General features: G+C 47.4%; 12 protein-coding genes. 4 read left to right on the top strand and 8 right to left on the bottom strand.

Going from position 1 to position 20,793, the window contains the following annotated elements:
* The first annotated feature begins 3 nt into the window (after window positions 1–3).
* Together F3I09_RS14265 and F3I09_RS14260 are read left to right on the top strand one after the other, a co-directional pair.
* On the top strand, window positions 4–2,103 hold the full coding sequence (locus tag F3I09_RS14265) for a glycoside hydrolase family 127 protein (RefSeq protein ID WP_223233241.1): 2,100 nt from the start codon (window positions 4–6) through the stop codon (window positions 2,101–2,103).
* Window positions 2,104–2,983: 880 nt separating this feature from the next.
* Window positions 2,984–6,208, top strand: a complete 3,225-nt coding sequence (locus F3I09_RS14260) for a carboxypeptidase regulatory-like domain-containing protein (protein WP_149695695.1) — start codon at window positions 2,984–2,986, stop codon at window positions 6,206–6,208.
* A gap of 99 nt (window positions 6,209–6,307) precedes the next feature.
* Here F3I09_RS14260 and F3I09_RS34055 read toward each other — a convergent pair whose 3' ends face one another.
* The 4 genes from F3I09_RS34055 to F3I09_RS14245 are packed head-to-tail and all read right to left on the bottom strand — an operon-like array spanning window position 6,308 to window position 10,332.
* On the bottom strand, window positions 6,308–6,481 hold the full coding sequence (locus tag F3I09_RS34055) for a hypothetical protein (protein ID WP_188133807.1): 174 nt from the start codon (window positions 6,479–6,481) through the stop codon (window positions 6,308–6,310).
* Window positions 6,482–6,496: 15 nt separating this feature from the next.
* Window positions 6,497–6,925: a helix-turn-helix domain-containing protein gene (locus F3I09_RS14255; RefSeq protein ID WP_149695694.1), complete on the bottom strand. Its 429-nt coding sequence runs from the start codon at window positions 6,923–6,925 to the stop codon at window positions 6,497–6,499.
* Between the two features lie 46 nt (window positions 6,926–6,971).
* Complete coding sequence (locus F3I09_RS14250; protein WP_149695693.1) at window positions 6,972–7,961, bottom strand: hypothetical protein; 990 nt, start codon at window positions 7,959–7,961, stop codon at window positions 6,972–6,974.
* A gap of 22 nt (window positions 7,962–7,983) precedes the next feature.
* Window positions 7,984–10,332 (bottom strand): ABC transporter permease, encoded by a 2,349-nt coding sequence (locus F3I09_RS14245; RefSeq protein WP_149695692.1) that lies wholly within the window; start codon window positions 10,330–10,332, stop codon window positions 7,984–7,986.
* A gap of 651 nt (window positions 10,333–10,983) precedes the next feature.
* Between F3I09_RS14245 and F3I09_RS14240 the strand changes: the two genes are divergently transcribed.
* On the top strand, window positions 10,984–12,432 hold the full coding sequence (locus tag F3I09_RS14240; protein ID WP_149695691.1) for an amino acid permease: 1,449 nt from the start codon (window positions 10,984–10,986) through the stop codon (window positions 12,430–12,432).
* 93 nt (window positions 12,433–12,525) lie between these two features.
* Complete coding sequence (locus tag F3I09_RS14235) at window positions 12,526–15,765, top strand: S41 family peptidase (protein ID WP_149695690.1); 3,240 nt, start codon at window positions 12,526–12,528, stop codon at window positions 15,763–15,765.
* Window positions 15,766–15,913: 148 nt separating this feature from the next.
* Here F3I09_RS14235 and F3I09_RS14230 read toward each other — a convergent pair whose 3' ends face one another.
* From F3I09_RS14230 to F3I09_RS14215, 4 genes are all read right to left on the bottom strand, one after another.
* Window positions 15,914–16,783, bottom strand: coding sequence for a hypothetical protein (locus F3I09_RS14230; protein WP_149695689.1), 870 nt, complete (start codon window positions 16,781–16,783; stop codon window positions 15,914–15,916).
* A gap of 255 nt (window positions 16,784–17,038) precedes the next feature.
* Window positions 17,039–18,844, bottom strand: coding sequence for a M56 family metallopeptidase (locus F3I09_RS14225; RefSeq protein ID WP_149695688.1), 1,806 nt, complete (start codon window positions 18,842–18,844; stop codon window positions 17,039–17,041).
* A gap of 15 nt (window positions 18,845–18,859) precedes the next feature.
* A complete protein-coding gene (locus tag F3I09_RS14220; protein ID WP_149695687.1) occupies window positions 18,860–19,261 on the bottom strand; it encodes a BlaI/MecI/CopY family transcriptional regulator in 402 nt (133 codons plus the stop codon).
* A 131-nt stretch (window positions 19,262–19,392) separates the two neighbouring features.
* Complete coding sequence (locus tag F3I09_RS14215) at window positions 19,393–20,460, bottom strand: alginate lyase family protein (protein WP_223233240.1); 1,068 nt, start codon at window positions 20,458–20,460, stop codon at window positions 19,393–19,395.
* Window positions 20,461–20,793: the final 333 nt, after the last annotated feature.

Here is a 20,793-nt window from a genome sequence, read left to right as displayed (position 1 = left end):
GTGATGCAGAGACTTAAAAACATACTCCTGATGGCCGGTTTCTTCATTCTGGCCATCGATGCTTCTCCAAAGAAAGGTCTGCAAAGACTTAAAAACATATTGTTGATTGTAGGCTTCCTCATTATAGCCATAAACGCTTCCGCACAGAAAGGACTGCTCAATACAAGCTCCAGCCCATATGCCCGCCTGCACAGTGTAGATATGGGAAGTGTACAGTTTACAAAAGGATTCTGGGCAGAACGCTTTGAGGTATGTAAGAACACCATGGTACCTCACTTATGGAACACTTATCATGACGCGGAGCTTTGTCATTCGTTCAAGAATTTTGAAATAGCTGCCGGACTTGATACCGGTTCTTTCAAAGGCCCTTCCTTTCACGATGGTGATTTTTACAAGACGCTGGAAGCAGTTGCCGGATTATATGCGGTAACCAAAGACACCGCCCTGGATCGTATGATGGACGAGGCAATCGCTGTCATCGCAAAGGCGCAGCGGAAGGACGGTTACGTGTACACCAAATCCATCATTGAACAAAGACAAACCGGCAGACAAAAGATATTTGACGACAAGCTAAGCTTCGAAGCATATAACTTCGGCCACCTGATGACAGCTGCCTGTGTACATTACAGGGCCACCGGTAAAACGGCTTTGCTGGAAGTAGCAAAACAGGCTACGGATTTCCTGATCGGATTTTATAATACCGCCACACCGGAGCAGGCGCGTAATGCCATTTGTCCTTCGCATTATATGGGCATTATTGAACTGTACAGAACTACCGGAGACAAGAAGTACCTGTCCCTTGCTAAAAAACTGATCGACATCAGGGGCATGACGGAAGGTACGGATGACAACTCCGACAGAGTACCGTTCCGCGATATGAAGAGGGTAGTGGGGCATGCAGTGAGAGCAAACTACCTGTTTGCCGGCGTAGCAGATGTGTATGCTGAAACCGGCGATACCTCCCTCTTACACACATTGAACATCATGTGGGATGATGTCATAAACAAAAAGATGTACATCACCGGTGGATGTGGTGCTTTGTATGATGGTGTATCCGTAGATGGCATCTCCTACAATCCTGATACCGTACAGAAGGTTCACCAGGCATACGGAAAGAATTACCAGTTGCCTAATCTGTCAGCACATAATGAAACCTGTGCCAATATCGGCAACCTCCTATGGAACCGCAGAATGCTGGAGCTAACCGGTGATGCACGTTATGCAGATATCGTGGAATTGGCCCTGTACAATAGCATCCTGAGCGGCGTCAGTATGGACGGCAGTAAATTCTTTTATACCAATCCGCTGGCCGCGTCGCGCAACTATCCTTACCAACTGCGCTGGACCGGTGGAAGGCAACCTTATATCGCATTATCTAACTGTTGCCCGCCGAACACAGTGCGCACTATCGCTGAAGTCAGCAACTACATGTACAGTATAAATGACGAGGGAATTTATGTTGACATGTACGCAGGTAATACTCTCCGCACAAAACTGAACGACGGCGCCGTAATAAAGCTGGAACAGCAGACAGATTATCCCTGGGACGGAAATATTAGCATCACGTTACAGGAGGTACCCGCCAGAGACCTGGCGCTCTTGCTACGCATTCCCGGCTGGTGCCGGCAGGCAACTGTGACAGTGAATGGCAGGCCGGTAACGGAAATACCCGTTGCAGGAACTTATCTTAAAGTAAAACGCCGTTGGAAAGCAGGGGACAGGATCTCCCTCACCCTCGACATGCCTGCCACATTGGTAGAATCAAACCCACTGGTCGAAGAAACCCGTAACCAGGTAGCGGTGAAACGCGGTCCCCTGGTCTACTGTATAGAATCAACGGACCTGCCGCAGGATCAGGCATTAACAGATATTATCATTCCAGCTAATATCAGCCTGCAATCACGGCCTATGCAACTGGCAAACGGTCATATAGTGGCCCTGGAAGGAGAGGCCAGGTTGTTGCAGCACACCAATTGGAGCAATACCCTTTACAGGCCTCTGAACGCCCTCTCAAAACCTGTTAAGGTCAGATTGATTCCTTACTATGCCTGGGCCAACCGGGGCAGCAGCGATATGAGTGTATGGCTGCCTGTAAGCAGGTAAATGATTGATTTTTAGGTTTTAAAAATTGAAATATAATGCCGGGTAACTGCCTGGACTTCCCGTATTACTTTCGTTTAGACAAGGTCTTAACAATGTTTCTCCTATGTCTATCTTACGTTCATCCTAGGTTCATGAACGTAAGATGAACGTAAGTTAGACATAGGAGAAACGAGGTTAAAGCGAAGCTTGTACGTAGATAATTCCCGGAATGCCTGGAAATGGCATTTTAAGCCTGATATAGGCCGTTGCATTTCCAGATAACAAACCAGTCCTCATTGGATCGTTTGTGTCCGAAATCGGCCTGTTTTGAGCCATTATTAATGATAAAGACTCCGTCAGGAGTCCCCGTGTTTGTAGCCCGGGGTTTCAACCCCGGGACACGTGTTTGCAGCGGGTTTCAACCCCAGGCTATATACGCCCCCTATGTATCAGGTCTGCGGCGGTTACATGTTCATAGCCTGGGTTTTTGTAATCAGGGGTCTGTATTCGCTTGATCTATACGTGAGATCCGTTGGAGCCTATAGCCTATAGGCACTCTACTATAGCATTATAGGCACTGTTCTATAGCCAACGCTATACAAAAGCTATTATAATGCAGGACTAGAGCGCCTGTATATAGGGAAACTGATCCTTGTTCGTTAGAGATTCGTTTGAGATACAAGCATAAACCCCTTCCTACACTTTCTGCTCCATAACCCTGTACTTTACACTTTAAATTTACTTACATGTGTCACTTTTAAACCCTCTCAATTGAAATTTTTGCAGCTTCACCCCATGAATTACGCAAAATTTTGAGTAAATTGTATAGTGTTGTTGGGGATGATAGGGATGCTTTTTACATTCAGAGATTGTAGCAATTACTTACCCAATTTATACCAAGATGCATCAACCAAATCTAACTAAGCTATTAGGAAGCTTATTCATTGCCTGTTTTCTACTCATTAATGCCCAAGCCCAGGTGACTACTGCCACATTAAGCGGTATTGTCAAAAATCAGGCAGGACAGCCCCTGCCCGGTGCAACCGTCAGGGTGGCCTTCGCCGATGCCGGTATCAATAAAGGATTGGTCACCAAATCGGATGGTAGCTTTGTTGTGCCCAACCTTCGTGTAGGTGGCCCCTATACCGTGACGGTTTCGTTTACCGGTTTCGCTACGGAGACGGCTACCGGCATTTTCCTCACCCTGGGACAAAACACGGCTCTCGACCTCCGCCTGATCGAACAGGCCGGGAAACTCAATGAAGTGGTGATCGCCGGCCGGTCCACCATCTTCAATGACCAGCGTACAGGAGCGTCGACAAACATCAGTAGTGTGCAGATCCGGCAACTGCCGACTATCTCCCGCTCTGCGGATGATTATCTGCGTATCACCCCTTCCGCATCGCCTACCTACAATGGTATCTCCTTTGCCGGAAGGAATGGGCAGTATAACAACTTCTCACTGGACGGAGCTGTGTTTAATAACCCCTTCGGATTGGATGCACCGGCTCCCGGCGGACAAACAAACGCACAGCCGATCTCATTGGATGCGATAGACCAGATCCAGATCAATATCGCTCCATATGATGTTACCCAGTCAGGGTTTACCGGCGCCGGTATTAATACGGTTACCAAAAGCGGTAGCAATAAATTCGGTGGTACCGTATATGCGTTTTACCGTAATGATGCTATCTCCGGCGATAAAGTAGACGGACAGAAACTGAAAGTGCCTACACTCGATCACTTCCAGGGAGGCTTTTCACTGGGAGGAGCTGTCAAGAAGAATAAACTGTTCTATTTTGTCAACTTTGAAACTGAACAACGTAAAGACGGCGCCAGCGCCTATGTGGCCAGAAATAATGACAACGCCGGTGATGTGACAACTTCCCGCGTACTCGAGTCAGATCTGAAGGCTGTCAGTGCTGCGTTGGCTCAACGCTATGGTTATGTAACCGGTCCTTACCAGGATTTTGACCTGGAACGCAAGAACTATAAATGGCTGGCAAAAATAGACTGGGTGATCAACAGTAAACATAACCTGTCCTTTACTTACAATGGTCTGGATGCTTCGCAGGAAAAAACTGCACACCCTAATGCTATCAACCGCCGCGGCCCGGATGCTATCACCCTGCAATTCCGGAACTCAGGCTATAAGATGATCAACAAACTGCACTCCTTCGGACTGGAGTTGAAGTCTAACTTCAACGATACCTATTCCAACAAGTTCCGTGCAGTGTTCACCAGTTTCAGGGATAAGCGCGATCCATTTTCTTCGCCTTTCCCCGTGCTGAACATCACAAAATATAATGTGCCTTACATAGCAGTAGGATTCGAGCCTTTCTCCATTAATAACCGTCTCAATCAGGATGCATTGCAGTTAACAGACAACTTCAATATCATCCTCCCCAAACATACCCTTACCATTGGAGCATCCTACGAACAGTTCAAATTCGGTAACTCCTTTAACCTGACAGGTTTTGGCTTTACCGTATTCTCTGGTGTGGACATCAATACTTTCCTGACCAACGTCGCAGCAGGGACTTACGACGCCAACGTAACGTATGCAAAGAACCGCGCGGCGGCCGATCAGTGGTTATGGTACTATCTGACCGTAGGCCAGCTTTCCGCTTATCTGCAGGATGAGTTTAGTGTAACCGATCGTTTCAAGGTGACTTATGGCGTGCGTTTTGACAAGGCGCTGTATTTCACAGACAAGGCCAGTTACAGCAGTCCTAATGTTAATCAGGATGGTACCTTTGCAGGTACTTTCACAACCGGTTCGCCTACTGTTCCTAACACCGATAACCTGAAGCTGTTCGATGAAAACGGCAACCCGGTAAAGAATGGCCCTGGCCAGGAAATAGACAATACCCGTATGCCAAGCGGTAAAGTACTGGTATCTCCACGTATAGGTTTTAACTGGGATATCAGAGGTGATAAGACCTTACAACTACGTGGTGGTACAGGTTTGTTCACAGGCCGCTTTCCCTTTGTATGGCTGGGTAACGCCATCGGTAATCCGTTCACAGGCTTTTACGACGTAACAGCCCATAACTTCAAATGGCCGCAGATCTGGCGTTCCAACATCGGTCTGGATTATAAACTGCCTACAGGTACTATCCTGAGTGGAGATATCGCCTATTCAAAAGATATTAACGCGATGATGGTGCGTGACTATGGTTTAGGTACGCCTACAGGTATGCTTAACTCTGGAACAGGCGATAACCGCGCTATATACCAGGCAGCTGACAAAGGGAATACAGGTACCTATGTATTCACCAATGTAAAGGTAGGATACTCTTTCAACGGTACTTTCCAGGCACAGCAAACTTTCGGTAAAGGATATTTCCTGATGCTGGGATATAACTACCTGGTGGCAAAAGATGCCAGCTCCATCTCTGCAGAGATCTCCAGCGATGCGTTTGACCGTAACCCCGTTCTCGGTAACGCTAACAAGGCAGTGAACTCTCACTCTCTGTATGGCAACACCCACCGTATCACATTCGCTGGTATCAAGAAATTTGAATATGGTAAAGGTAATTATGCAACTACTATTTCATTCTTCAGTAACTGGACAAGTGGTAACCGCTTCTCCTATGTATACGGAGGTGATTTGAATAGTGACGGCTCTGCTGCCAATGATCTGATGTATGTGCCTACAGCAGGAGAGATCAGGAACATGAACTTTGCCCCGCTCCTGGATGCTGATGGTAATACCCAGAACGCTGCTGCACAGGGTGCAGCACTGGAAGCATTTATCAATCAGGATAAATACCTGAGCAAACACCGTGGTCAGTTTACAAAGAAATACGCTGGTACTACACCGTGGTTCAGCCAGATAGATATGCGCGTACTGCAGGACTTTAACTTCCGCGGTAAAGAAAAGACCAGCACCATACAGGTAAGTCTCGATGTAGTGAACCTCGGTAACATGATCAGCAGCAAATGGGGACTACGTAAATATGCAAGTACCACCGGTTATTATCAACCTGTTGGTTTTGCAGGCAAGGATGGCGCGGGTAAAGCTATCTATCAGTTCGATCCTTCACAGAAAGAAACATTCACCACCAGCCCTGACCTGATATCAAGATGGCAGTTGCAGTTTGGTGTAAGATATATTTTCTGACGATCTGTTATGATGACAAAGAGGGCGTCTTTCCTGAGTGAAAGGCGCCCTCTTTCATTTTTGTTACAAACAACGGGCTGTAGTAGAACGATCTACTGCTTACTCAATGGGTCTATTTCCCGGAAACATGTTTGTATCTGGCTGGCGGTAAGGAGATGCAGTTGTTTGATAGCAGGAAGCGCTGTATTGTATCACTGTCAGCGTCAGATTGAAATGTTCCAGTTCAATCCGGTGAACGGTATTACCATAGAATTTTCCATCGGTTAACAACATACGATAGTGCGGTGTTTAAGATGTTGCCTGTGTAGCTTCCTTCATCCTGTTTTTGATATTAGCTCTGTGCATAGTACCCCATGCACGTAATGAGCGCAGTACATCCGAGAGGGTATCACTATAGTCTGTCAGTTTGTATTCCACTATCACCGGAGATCCAACCTGCACCGTACGGACAACAAAACCATTCAGTTCGAGATCTTTCAGTTCATTAGACAATACCCTGGCGGAAATGCCATCTACCCGGCGTTGCAGTTCATTGAACCTGGTAAATCCTTCAGAGAGGGCAATGATGATCCTTAATTTCCATTTCCCGCCTATTACATACAGGGCATCGCCTACTGCAGTTAAGGCAGCAGAGCATTCCGAAGAGCCCAGCTTGATTTTAGCACCTGCGTTGTTCTCCGTCTCGCATTTAAATTCAGCAAAACTTGCCTCATCCATTGTATCAAATTTAAGTGCTCCAAAGGTACTAACTTTTTATTAGTGGCTAGCATTTTATATCGTACAGCATCCTGCCGGGGCGTCCGTTCCTTTTGCGTATGAAATGTAATTCCACCTCATTGCCGGCCTGTACTTTGGTACCCAGGTTCTCAATCGGCCGGACGAGGTATAACCTGTCACCAACCCTGTAATAGATATCGCCGGTGCCCCGGTTGGGCCGCATGGTGGAGATGATCTCGGTTACCTTGCCGCGTATGATGATCTTACTCTCTGCCTGGGAATAGCTGTTATAGACGTAATAGGCAGGAGTAGCCAGTAAAAAGAAGACGAGATATATGACGGCAATGACTATGTACAGGTTGGAATAATATCCTTTGGCAATGCCACCCAGCAGTAATATCAGGGCAAGACCCGTACAGCTGGTAAGGAAGAGTTTCACCAGTGTGGACTGTTTCTCTTTCATTAGTTGAAGGTCATCATTGGAGATCCTGGCGGTAGTTTCCCGAAAGGGGGTATGCGGATATTCTGCTTTCAGCAGGATATTGCCTGCAGTGCTGATGTGCAGCACTACCTCCTGACCAGCCATTCCCTGGATGTTCCTGACGATAGCAGGATGGTAGCTGCTTCTTTGCTCATAAAAGAAGGTTTTGTCGGGCAGCGTGGCTTTTACATCAATGACGTCGTTGGTAGCACTGATATACTGGAGATCTCCTTTGGGAGAGGCGTGGAGAAGTTTTATCCGTATGCGGAGCAGGCGTTTTTTTCCTGTATGCAGGCCGGCCCTGATCATGCTCCGCTGTTTCAGGGCGCTTCGCCACATAAATAAGCAGATAGCGAGAAACACGCCCCAGGCAGCAGAAACAGGAATATAAAGCGTTGCATGCCTTCCGCAGGCTGCCATTAACAATAGAGTTGCCAGGACCAGTGTGATAGCGGTGAACAGTAATATCAGTAACCACCGTATGCCTGTAATCCTACCTGCAGTTTTGAGGAGCCGGATGTCTTCATTGGTAAGAGGGGTTTCTTCCTGTATCATGTATCTAAGGTAGAGAAAAACGTTATTCCGCCCGCAAACTGTCTACAGGATCGGTCAACGCGGCTTTTATACCCTGGTAGCTGATGGTGAAAAGCGCCACCAGTAGCACCAACACCCCGGCCAGCGCAAAGATCCACCAGGACAGACTGATGTGGTAATCAAAGGAGGTGAGTAGCAGGTGCATTGCCCAGCCTGCCAGCGGGGCCGCTATGAGAAAGGCGATCAGTACAGGTTTCAGGAAATCCTGCGACAGCATCAGCCAGATCTTTGTTACATTGGCGCCAAATACCTTACGGATGCCAATTTCCTTGTTACGACGTTCTGCCAGGAAAGCTGAGAGGCCAAACAATCCCATACAGGATATAAAGATGGCCAGTATACCGGTGAGGCTCACCATCTGACCGGTGGAGCGGATACCTTTGAATTGCTTTTGGTAAATATCTTTTGTGAAATGAAACTCAAACGGATAATTCGGGTTATGCTTTTTAACAATCTGCTCTATCTGCGCCAGCCTTTTCTGCCAGCCGGCATCATTCCGGAGGCGGATAAAGAAATGGTTCATGGCCCCCGGACTCAGATAAACGATTAAAGGCCCTGGAGCATTAAACGCATCATTGAAGGAGAAATCTGCTACCACACCCACGATGGTCCTATCGCCCAGTTTAATGCCTACAACAGGCTCTTTAAGGCCCATTTTCTGCATTGCCGCCTGATTGATTATGCAGGCAGTGGAATCAGCGCCAAAAGCCGTGTTAAAATCCCTCCCTTCGACCAGTTGTAATCCTGCGGTTTTCGCCCAGTCATATTCCACATTGGAAACATTAATATAGAAATCCTGATCAGCTGTTTTTCCAGGCCAGTCAATGCCATTCGTAGCACCGCCAAACCGTACCAGATCATCAGTGCCGGCAGATACTGCCACCACGCCGGGAAGTTGTACCAGGTCATCTTTCAGTACCCGGAACTTTGAGCTCATCTCGCCCCTGGCGGGAATGTCTATAAGATTGGTCTGCTCATAGCCAATAGGGCGCTGCTGGATATACGACTGTTGTCTGGATATAACGATAGTCGTAATGATCAGGAAAATGGAAATAACGAACTGAAAAGTTACAAGCCCCTTACGTAGTAAGCCACTGCTTTTTTTGTTCATGATCACTCCTTTCAATACGCGTACTGGCTGAAATGCGCTCATGAAGAAAGCTGGATAACTGCCGGCGATCAGCCCGGTGAGCAGTGTCATGCCTGTCACTGTCAGCCAGAGCCGCCAGTCCGATAAACTGATAGTAATATTCTTTCCCGTGAAATAGTTGATGGATGGTAGCACCAGTATAGCCAGTATAACGGCAATGAACAATGCAAGGGTGGTCATCATTAAAGCTTCACCCAGGAACTGGAAAATGACCTGTTTTTTCGTAGCCCCCAGCGTTTTTCTGACGCCTACCTCGCGGGAGCGCATTGCAGAACGGGCGGTGGCCAGATTCATAAAATTGATACAGGCAACCAGCAATATGGATACGCCAATGACCGCGAACAACAATACGATCTCTATCCTTCCACCGTTTGGCTTACCATTCTTGAAACTACTATAGAGGTACCTGTCTTTAAAAGGATAGACAAATATTCCGGTCTTAATATCTGTTGGTGGTTTGGGAAACAATGCGTTTATCTTCTTATTCACGGCGGCGAGATCTGCACCTGGTTTCAGTTCTGCATAAGTAGCCAGTACATAGGCATCCCAGTTTCTAAACGTTCCTGCATTTTCCTGTTCCCAGATCCGGAAGGGAAGCGCTACGTGAAAGCTGACAGAGCTATTCGCCGGCAGGTCCTGCATTATGGCGCTTACCTTCAGGTCATGCTGGTTATTGTGCCGGATGATCTTGCCCATCGGGTCTTCGTCACCAAAAAGTTTTTTTGCGGTCGATACACTGAGCACAATAGATCCTGCATCTCCCAAAGCGGTAATGGGATTGCCCTGCACTGCCGGGAAGTGCATGATGTTCAGCAGATCAGGTTCTACATACATGCCATCCTCATAAATGCTCTTTGTGCCATAGGTCAGTAACTGTTGTGAGTTCCCCGTGCAGTGGGCCGCATAATTTACTTCCGGTATGCTGTTGCGTATAGCTGCTGTCAGCTGCGCAGGCGTTGAACTACCAGTTATGATACTGCCTTCCTGCCTGGAGTTCGCCAGCAATATGTAGATATTATCGATGTTCCTGTGAAACCGGTCTTGCTCAAATTCACCTTTGATCAGGAGTATGATCAGAACGCCTGCGGCCAAGCCTATGGCCAGTCCGCAGATATTGATCAATGCGGCGAGTTTATTCTTAACAAAGCTTCTCGAAGTGATCTTTAAGTAATGCAGGAGCATGTGGGCAATTTGCAATAGAGACCACCAATGAAATGCCAGTATTGTATAAGATTGATATTTTGATGTTTATGCGTGGGGGTGATTGGTAAAGTGTTCGTTTTTGGGACAGGAGATGTTCAATTGCGGGCGGCACCACCGGCCTTTCTCAAAACTTCCGTTATTACCCCATGCACTTCTCCGCATAATACGCAATACAAAACCGCACCTTTAACGGTCACTTCTCAAATCACCTCATCACACATCATTTTCCCGCTTCCCGGAAAATGAAAGTATAATACTCATCCCCACGTGCGCTCCGTAAAGACACCTTACATTTAATCACTGTTACTGGTAATTTTGCTGATCTCAGTCCCCGCGGGCATTCTGTCGGTTATATCCTAAGCTGGCACAGTCGTTTTATCCCTCTAAATTCGTGCTAAATCCACGCTGAAAGTATATCTAAAAAATAAGCCGCCCTATAAAGAGCAGCTGTCTGATATCCCTATACCTATGAAATATATTGTCTAAGTTATAAAAGAGGATGATTGTTCTCGTTAATGAGATGTTAACAGAAGCAAAATAGTTGAGCGCCACCCGGTGAAAATATAAAACCTATTAATTTTGTAGGGTAATAGGAAGAGGCTTACCTTTGCAGCCAAACCAACTTTACCTGTGATAAAAAAATCAATTGAAAGTCTCCAGCAGGAGGCTGCTCAGAGTGGGGCCAACACATTAAGACGTAATCTCGGGGGTATCAATCTCATTGCTATAGGCATCGGCGTGATCATAGGCGCCGGTCTTTTCTCCCTGACAGGCATTGCCGCCGCCAATAATGCCGGTCCTGCCGTTATATTGTCCTTCATTCTGGCAGCCGTTGGTTGCGCCTTTAGTGCACTGTGTTACGCAGAAATGGCTTCTATGGTACCCGTTGCCGGTAGTGCATATACTTACGCTTATGCCACCCTGGGTGAGTTCTTTGCCTGGATCATTGGCTGGGACCTGGTGCTGGAATACTCCGTAGGTGCTGCTACCGTGGGTATCAGCTGGTCTAAATACCTCGTTACCTTCCTTGATAAGTTCAATATCCACCTGCCGGCACAACTGGTCAGCTCTCCGTTTGAACTGATCAAACTGGCAGATGGCTCACAGATACACGGTTATATCAACCTGCCTGCAGTATTGATCATCGTCTTTATCACTTCCATTATCATCTTCGGTACAAAAGGTTCCGCATTGTTCAATGCCATCGTTGTAGCGTTGAAGATCAGCGTAGTATTGGTCTTTATCGCCCTCGGCTGGCATTATATCAACCCGGAGAACTATAAGCCCTTCATTCCGAAGAATACAGGCGAATTCGGGCATTTCGGCGTAAGTGGTATCCTGAGAGGCGCCGGGGTGGTGTTCTTTGTATTCATTGGTTTTGATATCGTTGCTACGATGGCACAGGAAACAAAGAATCCTAAAAAGAATATGCCGGTGGGCATCCTTGGGTCCCTCGTCATATGTACTATTCTTTTTGTGCTGTTTGGTTATGTCATGACAGGACTGGCACACTATACCGAGTTCAAAGACAATGCCGCTCCTGTGGCCGTAGCCATCGCACATACGCCGTACGAGTGGTTGTTCCTGGCAGTAATAGCCGCTATCCTGATAGGGTACACCTCCGTGATCCTCGTGGACCTGCTGGGACAGTCAAGGGTGTTCTATTCCATGAGTAAAGACGGCTTGCTGCCACAGGTATTTTCCGTCTTACATCCCCGCTTCGCTACTCCTTACAAGTCAAATATCGTACTCTGTATCTTCATCAGCCTTTTCGCCGGACTGGTACCCATTCATGTAGTGGGAGAGATGACCAGCATCGGTACCCTGCTGGCCTTTGTAATGGTGTGCCTGGGTGTCATTATCCTGCGTATCAAACAGCCGGATATCCCAAGGGCATTCAAAACGCCCTTTGTGCCGGTAGTACCGATACTCGGTATCCTTACCTGCCTGCTGATGATGTTCTCTTTACCACTCGACACCTGGATAAGGCTGATCGTATGGCTGCTCATCGGTTTTGCTATTTACTTCGGATATGGCCGTAAGCATAGTAAACTGCGGAATAGCCTAACAAAGGGATAGCACCATCAGGAAAGAACGCCACTTATCATTTCCGCAATAAAGACGTTATTGCATTTACTATCTTGGATAGTGAATCTAACAGCCACCTTTATTATGAGAAAACTATTACTCGTTCTTACGATGTGCTATGCTGCTACAACAGGCTATGCACAGGAAAATGCCTTATGGCTGCGATACCCCGCAATTTCCCCTGATGGTAAGACCATCGCATTCGGTTACAAAGGAGACATCTACAGGGTGGATGTCAATGGTGGTGTGGCCGTTCCCATCACCATTCATGAAGCCCATGACATGATGCCCGTATGGAGCCACGACGGCAAATCTATCGCTTTCGCCAGTGACCGCTACGGTAACTTCGACGTATTTGTAATGCCGGCCACAGGCGGTACGCCCGTACGCCTGACCTACAACAGTGCTGCCGACATTCCGTATGATTTTTCGCCCGACAATAAACAGGTGCTTTTCGGCAGCGCCCGCAACGCGCCTGCCAGTAGCATACGTTTTAGCTCGGGCCTGTTCGACAACCTGTATAATGTGCCCGTTACCGGTGGCCGCTCCATCCTGGTCAGCGCAGCTGGTGCAGAGTCTGCGCACTACAACGGGAAAGGCACACAGATCGTCTTCCAGGACATAAAAGGGTATGAGGATTCCTGGCGTAAACATCATGTGTCGGCTGTGACCCGCGATATCTGGGTATATGACCTGTCAACCAAAACCTACAAGCAGGTATCCGGCTATGAAGGTGAAGACAGGGAGCCCTTATTTGCAGATAATGACCAGGTATTTTACCTGAGTGAGAAAGGAGGTATTTCCCAGAACATCTTCAAAGGATCCTTAACGGATAAGAATAAACTGCAACAACTTACCCGCTTTGAAAAGCATCCCGTACGTCATCTGTCCAGATCTGATGACAACCAGCTTTGCTTTACCTGGAACGGAGAGATCTATACCTTGAAAGAAGGCCAACAGCCAAAGAAGGTGCCTGTTCAGATCTTTAATGACGGCCGTTCTTCTGTGGCTAAACCATTGCCAATAAGCGGCAATGTGACGGAGTTTGCCATGAGCCCCAACGGAAAAGAAATGGCCTTCGTGGCCCGTGGTGAGATCTTTGTCACCAGCGTGGAAGGTAATATGACCAAACGTATCACCAATACGCCCCAGCAGGAAAGGTCCGTAGACTGGGCGCCCGACGGGAAACATATCGTTTATGCAGCTGAAAGGAATGGCAACTGGGATATCTACCAGGCTTCCATCGTTCGTTCTGAAGAGCCTTATTTCTTCGCATCTACCATCCTGAAGGAAGAACCGCTCATCGCTACAGAAGCGGAGGAATTTAAACCCCTGTTCTCTCCCGATGGAAAGGAGATAGCCTATGTGGAGGACCGGAATGTATTGCGTGTATACAATATCGCTTCCAAAAAGAGCCGTACACTACTGCCTGCCGGCCGTAACTTTTCATACTCTGACGGCGACTGGCAGTTCGTGTGGAGCCCCGATGGGAAGTGGATCGTGACAGACGACCATCAGGGTTATTTCAATGTGAGCAATGCGGCTATCATCGCTGCCGATGGCAAAGGACAGACCATCTATCCTGTAATGAGCGGCTTCGGGGAAGGCAATAACAAATGGGCTGCAGACGGGAAGGTGATGACCTGGCTGAGCGACCGCAATGGCCGCCGCGGACTGGCAAGGCAGGGTAGCATTGAAGTGGACATCTTCAGCGTATTCTTTGACCAGGAAGCATATGACAGGTATAAACTGTCTAAGGATGAATTCAACCTCCTGAAAGAAAAAGAAGATAACGCAAAGAAATCCGGTAAGGATTCCACTACCGCGAAGAAAGATACCGCTGCTGCGCCTAAAAAGCCCTTTAAGCCGGACTTCGACAATCTTGACAGCCGGATCATCCGCATGACTATCAATAGCGCCTCTATCAGTGATTATGTGCTGAACAACGATGCCAGCAAGGTATACTATATGGCTGCTTTTGAAAAAGGTTATGATCTATGGGTGACAGAACCGAGAACAGGGGAGACGAAGATACTGGCCAAATTAGGCGGTAGCCCCGGTAGTATTGAGCTGAGCAAAGATGGTAATAGCATCTTTGTCAACAACCGCGGCAGTGTAGTGAAAGTAGACGCTGCTTCCGGAAAGATCACGCCTGTAAGCATTAGTACAGAGTTTCTATTGGATCAGGAAGCAGAGCGCCGTTATATCTATGAGCATGCCTGGAAACAGGTGGAAGACAAATTCTATGATCCGGCTACACTGAAAAAGATAGACTGGGAAGCGTATGCGACGAACTACGCACGTTTCCTGCCGCATATCAGCAATAACTATGACTTCCAGGAACTGCTCAGTGAACTGCTGGGAGAGCTGAACGCATCCCATACCGGTGGCCGTTACAATGCATATCGTGCAGATGGCGATAACACCGCCGCACTGGGTTTACTCTATGATGAAACATATACCGGCAATGGCCTGAAAGTGGATGAAGTTATAGCAGGTGGCCCTTTCGACAAAGCTTTCAGCAAACTGAAAAAAGGCAATATCATCGAGCGTATAGATGGAGATGAGATCACCGCACAACAGGATTGGGCGACACTGCTGAATCGCAAAACAGGCAACAACATCCTGGTAAGCATCTATGACCCGGCTACACAGAAACGCTGGGATGAATCCGTAAAACCTATCTCCGGTAATGAGGAAGGGAATCTCATGTACAAACGCTGGGTAACCAACATGCGCAATATGGTGGATAAACTGAGCGGTGGTAAAGTGGGATATGTGCATGTACAGGGCATGAATGACGCCAGCTTCCGTTCTGTATACGATGAAGTAATGGGTAAGAACAGGGAGAAACAGGCGTTGATCGTAGACACCCGTTTCAATGGCGGTGGATGGCTGCATGATGACCTGTATAACTTCCTGGGCGGAAAAACATATATGAACTTCGCGCCACAGGGGCACAGAACAAAAGCATGGGAACCACAGACCCGTTGGACAAGACCCAGCTGCGTACTGATGGGAGAGAGCAACTACAGCGATGCCCATATCTTCCCTTTCATTTACAAACAGGACAACCTGGGTAAACTGATCGGCATGCCGGTACCTGGAACAGGTACGGCGGTTTGGTGGGAACGGCAGATAGATCCTACACTTGTTTTTGGTATTCCGATGGTAGGCGTAATTGGCAGAACAGGTGATCACCCGCTGGAGAATATGCAGCTGGAGCCGGATATCCGTGTACCACTGCGCTATGAAGATGCTTTAACCGGTAAGGATGACCAGCTGGAAGCAGCAGTGACAGAGATGTTGAAAGAGATCAAGTAAATCAGCATAAAAAAATATAAGATGGGATGTGTCAGAGCTGATACATCCCATCTTTATTGTATGCAGATCCACGGGGAAAAAGAAGGCCGTCTCAAAACTGAGACGGCTTTTCTCATAGTGGAAAGTAACTACTAATAAGCAGGTCCTTTTAGTTATCTCTACGCATCTGTACACGTTTACCATTGCTATCAGACATGTATGCGAAATTGCCTTTGGCAAAACGGCTGTATTTATCCTGGTACTTTTTGTGGACAGCATCAGGTTGTTTAATACCATTCACTGTCATTTCAGTGGGAGACATTGTCAGCATACGCAGGTCATCTGCACTGGTGATCAGTTTATCGCTTACCAGATCGGCGGTCAAATCAGCCAATAGCTTCCTGTCAGCCTCCGCCTGTGCGCGATCCTTTTCAGCCTGTGCGCGATCTCTGACAGCTTGTTCCCTGTCTTTCTCTGCCTGTGCGCGGTCTCTGACAGCCTGTTCTCTGTCTTTGTCTGCTTGTGCACGGTCTCTGACAGCCTGATCGCGGTCCTTTTCCGCCTCTAAATGGTCACGGTCTGCCTGTTGCTTGTCCCTGACAGATTGCTGCCGGTCCAATTCGGCCTGTGCACGATCCTTCTGAGCCTGCAGGCGGTCACGGTCTGCCTGTTCTCTGTCCTTATCTGCCTGTATACGATCCAGACGGCCCTGTTCTCTGTCCTTATCTGCCTGTATACGGTCCAGTCTTGCCTGTTCCCTATCTTTTTTCATCTGCTCACGGATCTCGTCAATAATGGTTTTATAATCGCTCCATTTTTCCTCAGGGATGCTCACACCATTTACAGACAAAAAGGTCATCTTGCCATCTGCAAACTCCAGCTGATAGGTCTTATCACCCCGGTCGGTAATGACGCGTTCCTTCCCATTTTTCTGATCAGACTTAGTATATTGGGAAGTGATCTGCTGTGCGTTTATGGAAACGGTCAATACCAGGAATGTTGCAAGCAGTATATTGCTTTTGAAATAATGTGTTCTCATTTTCTGATGAATTTTAAGTTTGTAAATAGCGCCTGGGATGTACAGGCAATAAACATCCTGTTACAGCCGTAGCTGTAAAAAATATGCATCGTTGTAAATAAATGCCCGGGAATGAACGGGAAATAAAGGTCCTGTCGCAGTAGAACTGCGAAAAATTCTTACGTCATATTGTTGTTTTTAGAATAGTAGTGGCAATACAATGCCATCCGTGATGTTGCACGGCTTTTTTAGACGGTGAATTGTTATATAAATGGATTATTGTGTCGGCTGTCTTCTTTCCACCTCAACCCTTGCCCGGTCTTTATCTGCCTGTATGCGGTCGAGGTTTGCCTGCATCCTGTCTTTTTCCGCTTGTAAACGGTCCAGTCTTGCCTGCTCTCTGTCCTTGTCTGCCTGTATATGATCTTTGACGGCCTGCTCACGATCCCTGTCCGCCTGCTGGCGGTCTTTTTCTGCCTGTGCGCGGTCACGGTCTGCCTGTGCACGATCCCTGCCTGCCTGCTGCTTGTCGCTCTCAGCTTGTATGCGGGCCAGTCTTGCGTCTTCTTTTTGGCGTTCCTGTACTGTTTCAGATGCTATCAGCTGAACCACTCTGTCATTTGCAATGAGGCGAAGCTCAGATGATCTGTCCGGCCGGAGCTTGTTCTCCGGCGTATATTGTTGTCTGTTATAGTCGTACCTGTATTCTCTTTTGGCATTCCTTACCATATACAGTGGTCTGACAGGCTTCATCTCATCCCGGCGTCTGTCATCTTCCGGTTGTTCCGGCTGCATATCATCAGCCAGTAATTTTTCCGCATAATACTCGTCTGTAGATTCCCTGGCTATCGTTACCTGGCGCGTAATGACAGGACGGTTGAGCTTTGTATTGTTTATCCGGCCGTCCTGCTGCTGGAACGCCGTATCAGATGGCTTTATATGTGTTATACTATCTTTCCGGGTTATATTTGAAACCTGCCCTTGCTTAGGTGGAATATAATTCCTGGCAGTATTAGGCTGTCTGCTGAATACATCGTGCTTCATACTCCGCAGTTGCGTAATAGCGGCTGTCGATAAGATAGCCGTCAACAGCAGGATGCCTGCCATGAAGAACACTTTTTCTCCTGTTCCCAGCGGTTGATTTTTATTATTGATAATACGGCTGACCCTTTGTAACAACTGGTTCTTTTTACCTGGAAATGCTACAGCAGATGAAGGACTGTAGATGGCATGTTCCTTGAAACTGATCAGTGCCTGTATAAACTCTTTCTTGTTGCCGGTTTGTCCGAGGGCAATATCATCGCAACAATGTTCCCGCTCATCGCGCAGTAATCCGGAGATCCATAAGAGGCCGGGATTAAAGAAGTAAACGGTTTCACAAACAACCTGCAGCAGGTTCACGATGTAATCATGCCGCCGTATATGGGCCAGTTCATGCAGTAATACGGCTTCCACCTGTTCCACCGGGAGACCGGTTAATAAACCTGCAGGCATCAGTATCACCGGTTTCAGATGTCCTATTACCATCGGCACTTTCACGCGGGCCGATTCCAGCAGCCGGATGCGCTTGTTAATATGCAGCTTTCTGCAAAGCAGCATGAGCCGTTCCTGCCAGTCGGCCGCTGCATAAGTGTATTGATGTCTCGCCCTTTGCAGGTAGATCAGTCCCTGCACCATCCTGAAAGAACGGAAGGTGAAAAAGATGGCCCATACCAGTACCAGCAGTGATGCATGATCAGAAATATATGCGGCGCATGCACCGGCAAACTGCTGTATGTTAAGGACATTGATATTCAGCAGTTGGGAAGCGTTCTGCCCGAAAGTATCGCTCAGCGGTACAATGCTTGCAGAAGGTCCGCTCATACCGCGTAAGAAGGTCCATATACACGCCAGTATAAACAATACAAACTGGATGGATATAATATTGTACCTCAGTCGCGCAGGCGCTCTTTTGGTGAATTGCAGTAACATGGCCGTCATAACGGCCAGTAGCAATCCCTGCCAGAGGGAATGGACCAGCATCCAGCTGAAAGCCTGTAGAAACTGTTCGCCACCTGAATCTAAGTTGAGGTACGGGTGCATGGGTGTAGAATTTGGTTATTTACCATCCATAGTTTTCAATAACTCCTTGATCTTCTTTAACTCTTCCGGTGAGGTCTTATCGTTGCCCAGCAATGCCACCATCAGGTCACTCGGAGAGCCGTTGTACATAGCGTCCATAAAACGGCTCAGTAGGGTCCCCTTTACCTTTTTCTCCTCTACGGCAGCGCTGTACACGTGCTTCATACTGCTTTCGTCACGGTCCAGCATCCCTTTTTCTTTCATTACCTGCATCAGTTTCAACGTGCTGGTATAGATCACCGCCTCCTTCTGCTCATTCAGTTTATCGTGTACAAAACGCACAGTTGAAGGGCCATACTGCCAGAGTATCTGCAACACGTCCATTTCAGTTTTCGTCGGCACCATCTCAGGAGATGTATCTTTCTTAAATAAGCTCATGAATCAAAGGTATGTATTAAAAACGTACGTTGCAATAGGTAATGAAGTTTTTTTAAAAAAAAGACCGCCCTGGAGTATCCGGGACGGTCTTTTATCCGCTATAGCCTGTAGTATCTGTTTACTTGCTGTAATTACAGGCTTGGTACATTAAAGTGTGTATAGGAGGTAAAGCCTAAGAACGTTCTGTCATTAGGCACATACAGCGGATCCTGCAGTTCCCGCAGGTACTTCAGGTTGGCTGTTTTATAATAATTGTATGCCACTTCAGTGCCCGGGAATACAGGGCTGGAAGTAGAACAGGTAGTACAGGAGGTGGTCCTGTTGTAGGCAGCTTTCATATAATCATAGCCTTTGCTGAGCAGGCTGGAATTGAATGCCCACAGGGAGTTGTCGCCCTGTATCCTGGCCAGCTCGGCTGAATATGCAAATGCTGTCAGTGAATACTGGTAATGCACACAGTCATTCCTGTCGCAATATTCAGGAATGGTACCATCAGACTTGATAATAATAGGCAGATGCTGCGTAATGATATTATAACCATTCTGGTACACAGTAGTGCTGTTCAGGAAAATGCCGATGGCCATTTTAGCATAACCGGCAGAAGCATTCCAGTTGTTGTTGTATGCCGGTGTGTTGTTGATATAGTTGTTCTTCACCAGGTTCAGGTAGTTATTGAACTGGTTGATATCAGCATCTGACCAGCCAGCTGATTGTCCGAAGGCTTTGTAATAACGGATGATCTCAGCAGCTGCAACGAAGCTGGGAGTTGTCCAGGAAGCCTCCAGTGATGGTTGGTACTGGTTGGAGCCCGACAGCACTGCGTACTGTTTGAAAGTGTAGGACCAGCCGTTCAGAATAGCGATACACTGCTGTGCGTATGTGGCAGTACCGGTCTTTGCCCAGCGCAGCGCCAGTGCATACGCCAGTATAGCGTCTTTTCTGATCTGGCTTTTGGATTCTGTAGTGGCCCCGTTGGAACCTACGGTTACTGTTTCCCAGAATTTTGTTGGAAGAGCATTGTTATTAACATAGTCCAGCACTTTCTGGTAAGCGGCAGCACGTACCGGTTCTCCACCATTTACCTGTGAACCGACAAGGTCCAGGCTTTCCTGTGTGTTCAACACACCAGGATGTACAAACGTAACAATCTGTGGTGCAGCAGCAGCGGCTACCAGACTTTTGCCCGATAGTGGCTTCATACTGTTTGCGTCTTGTTTTTTGCACATCAGCAATAAGGTTGCCATGGCAAACATAGTCATGCAAAGGAGAAGGGAATTGACGGTTTTCTTCATGTTTTTAAGAGGGATTTTGTCAGGCTATAGCGGAATGCCTTGTAGTCTATATATAGCTGTTTACATCAGGTAAAGGATGATGGTTTGAAACATGTATGTGTTACATCAGGTATAAAGGATTATGGCTTGAAATAAATCTGTTTTACACCAGGCTGAAAGAATGGTGATCTGACAGCGCTGCTTACCTATACATAGGTGTATAGGATACATCCCCGATGGAACTCTAAACGTGGAAAAAGC

It is taken from the genome of Chitinophaga sp. CF418 (assembly GCF_900142925.1).
In the GTDB taxonomy this organism is placed as follows: domain Bacteria; phylum Bacteroidota; class Bacteroidia; order Chitinophagales; family Chitinophagaceae; genus Chitinophaga.
This window is presented reverse-complemented; position numbering and strand designations above follow the sequence as displayed.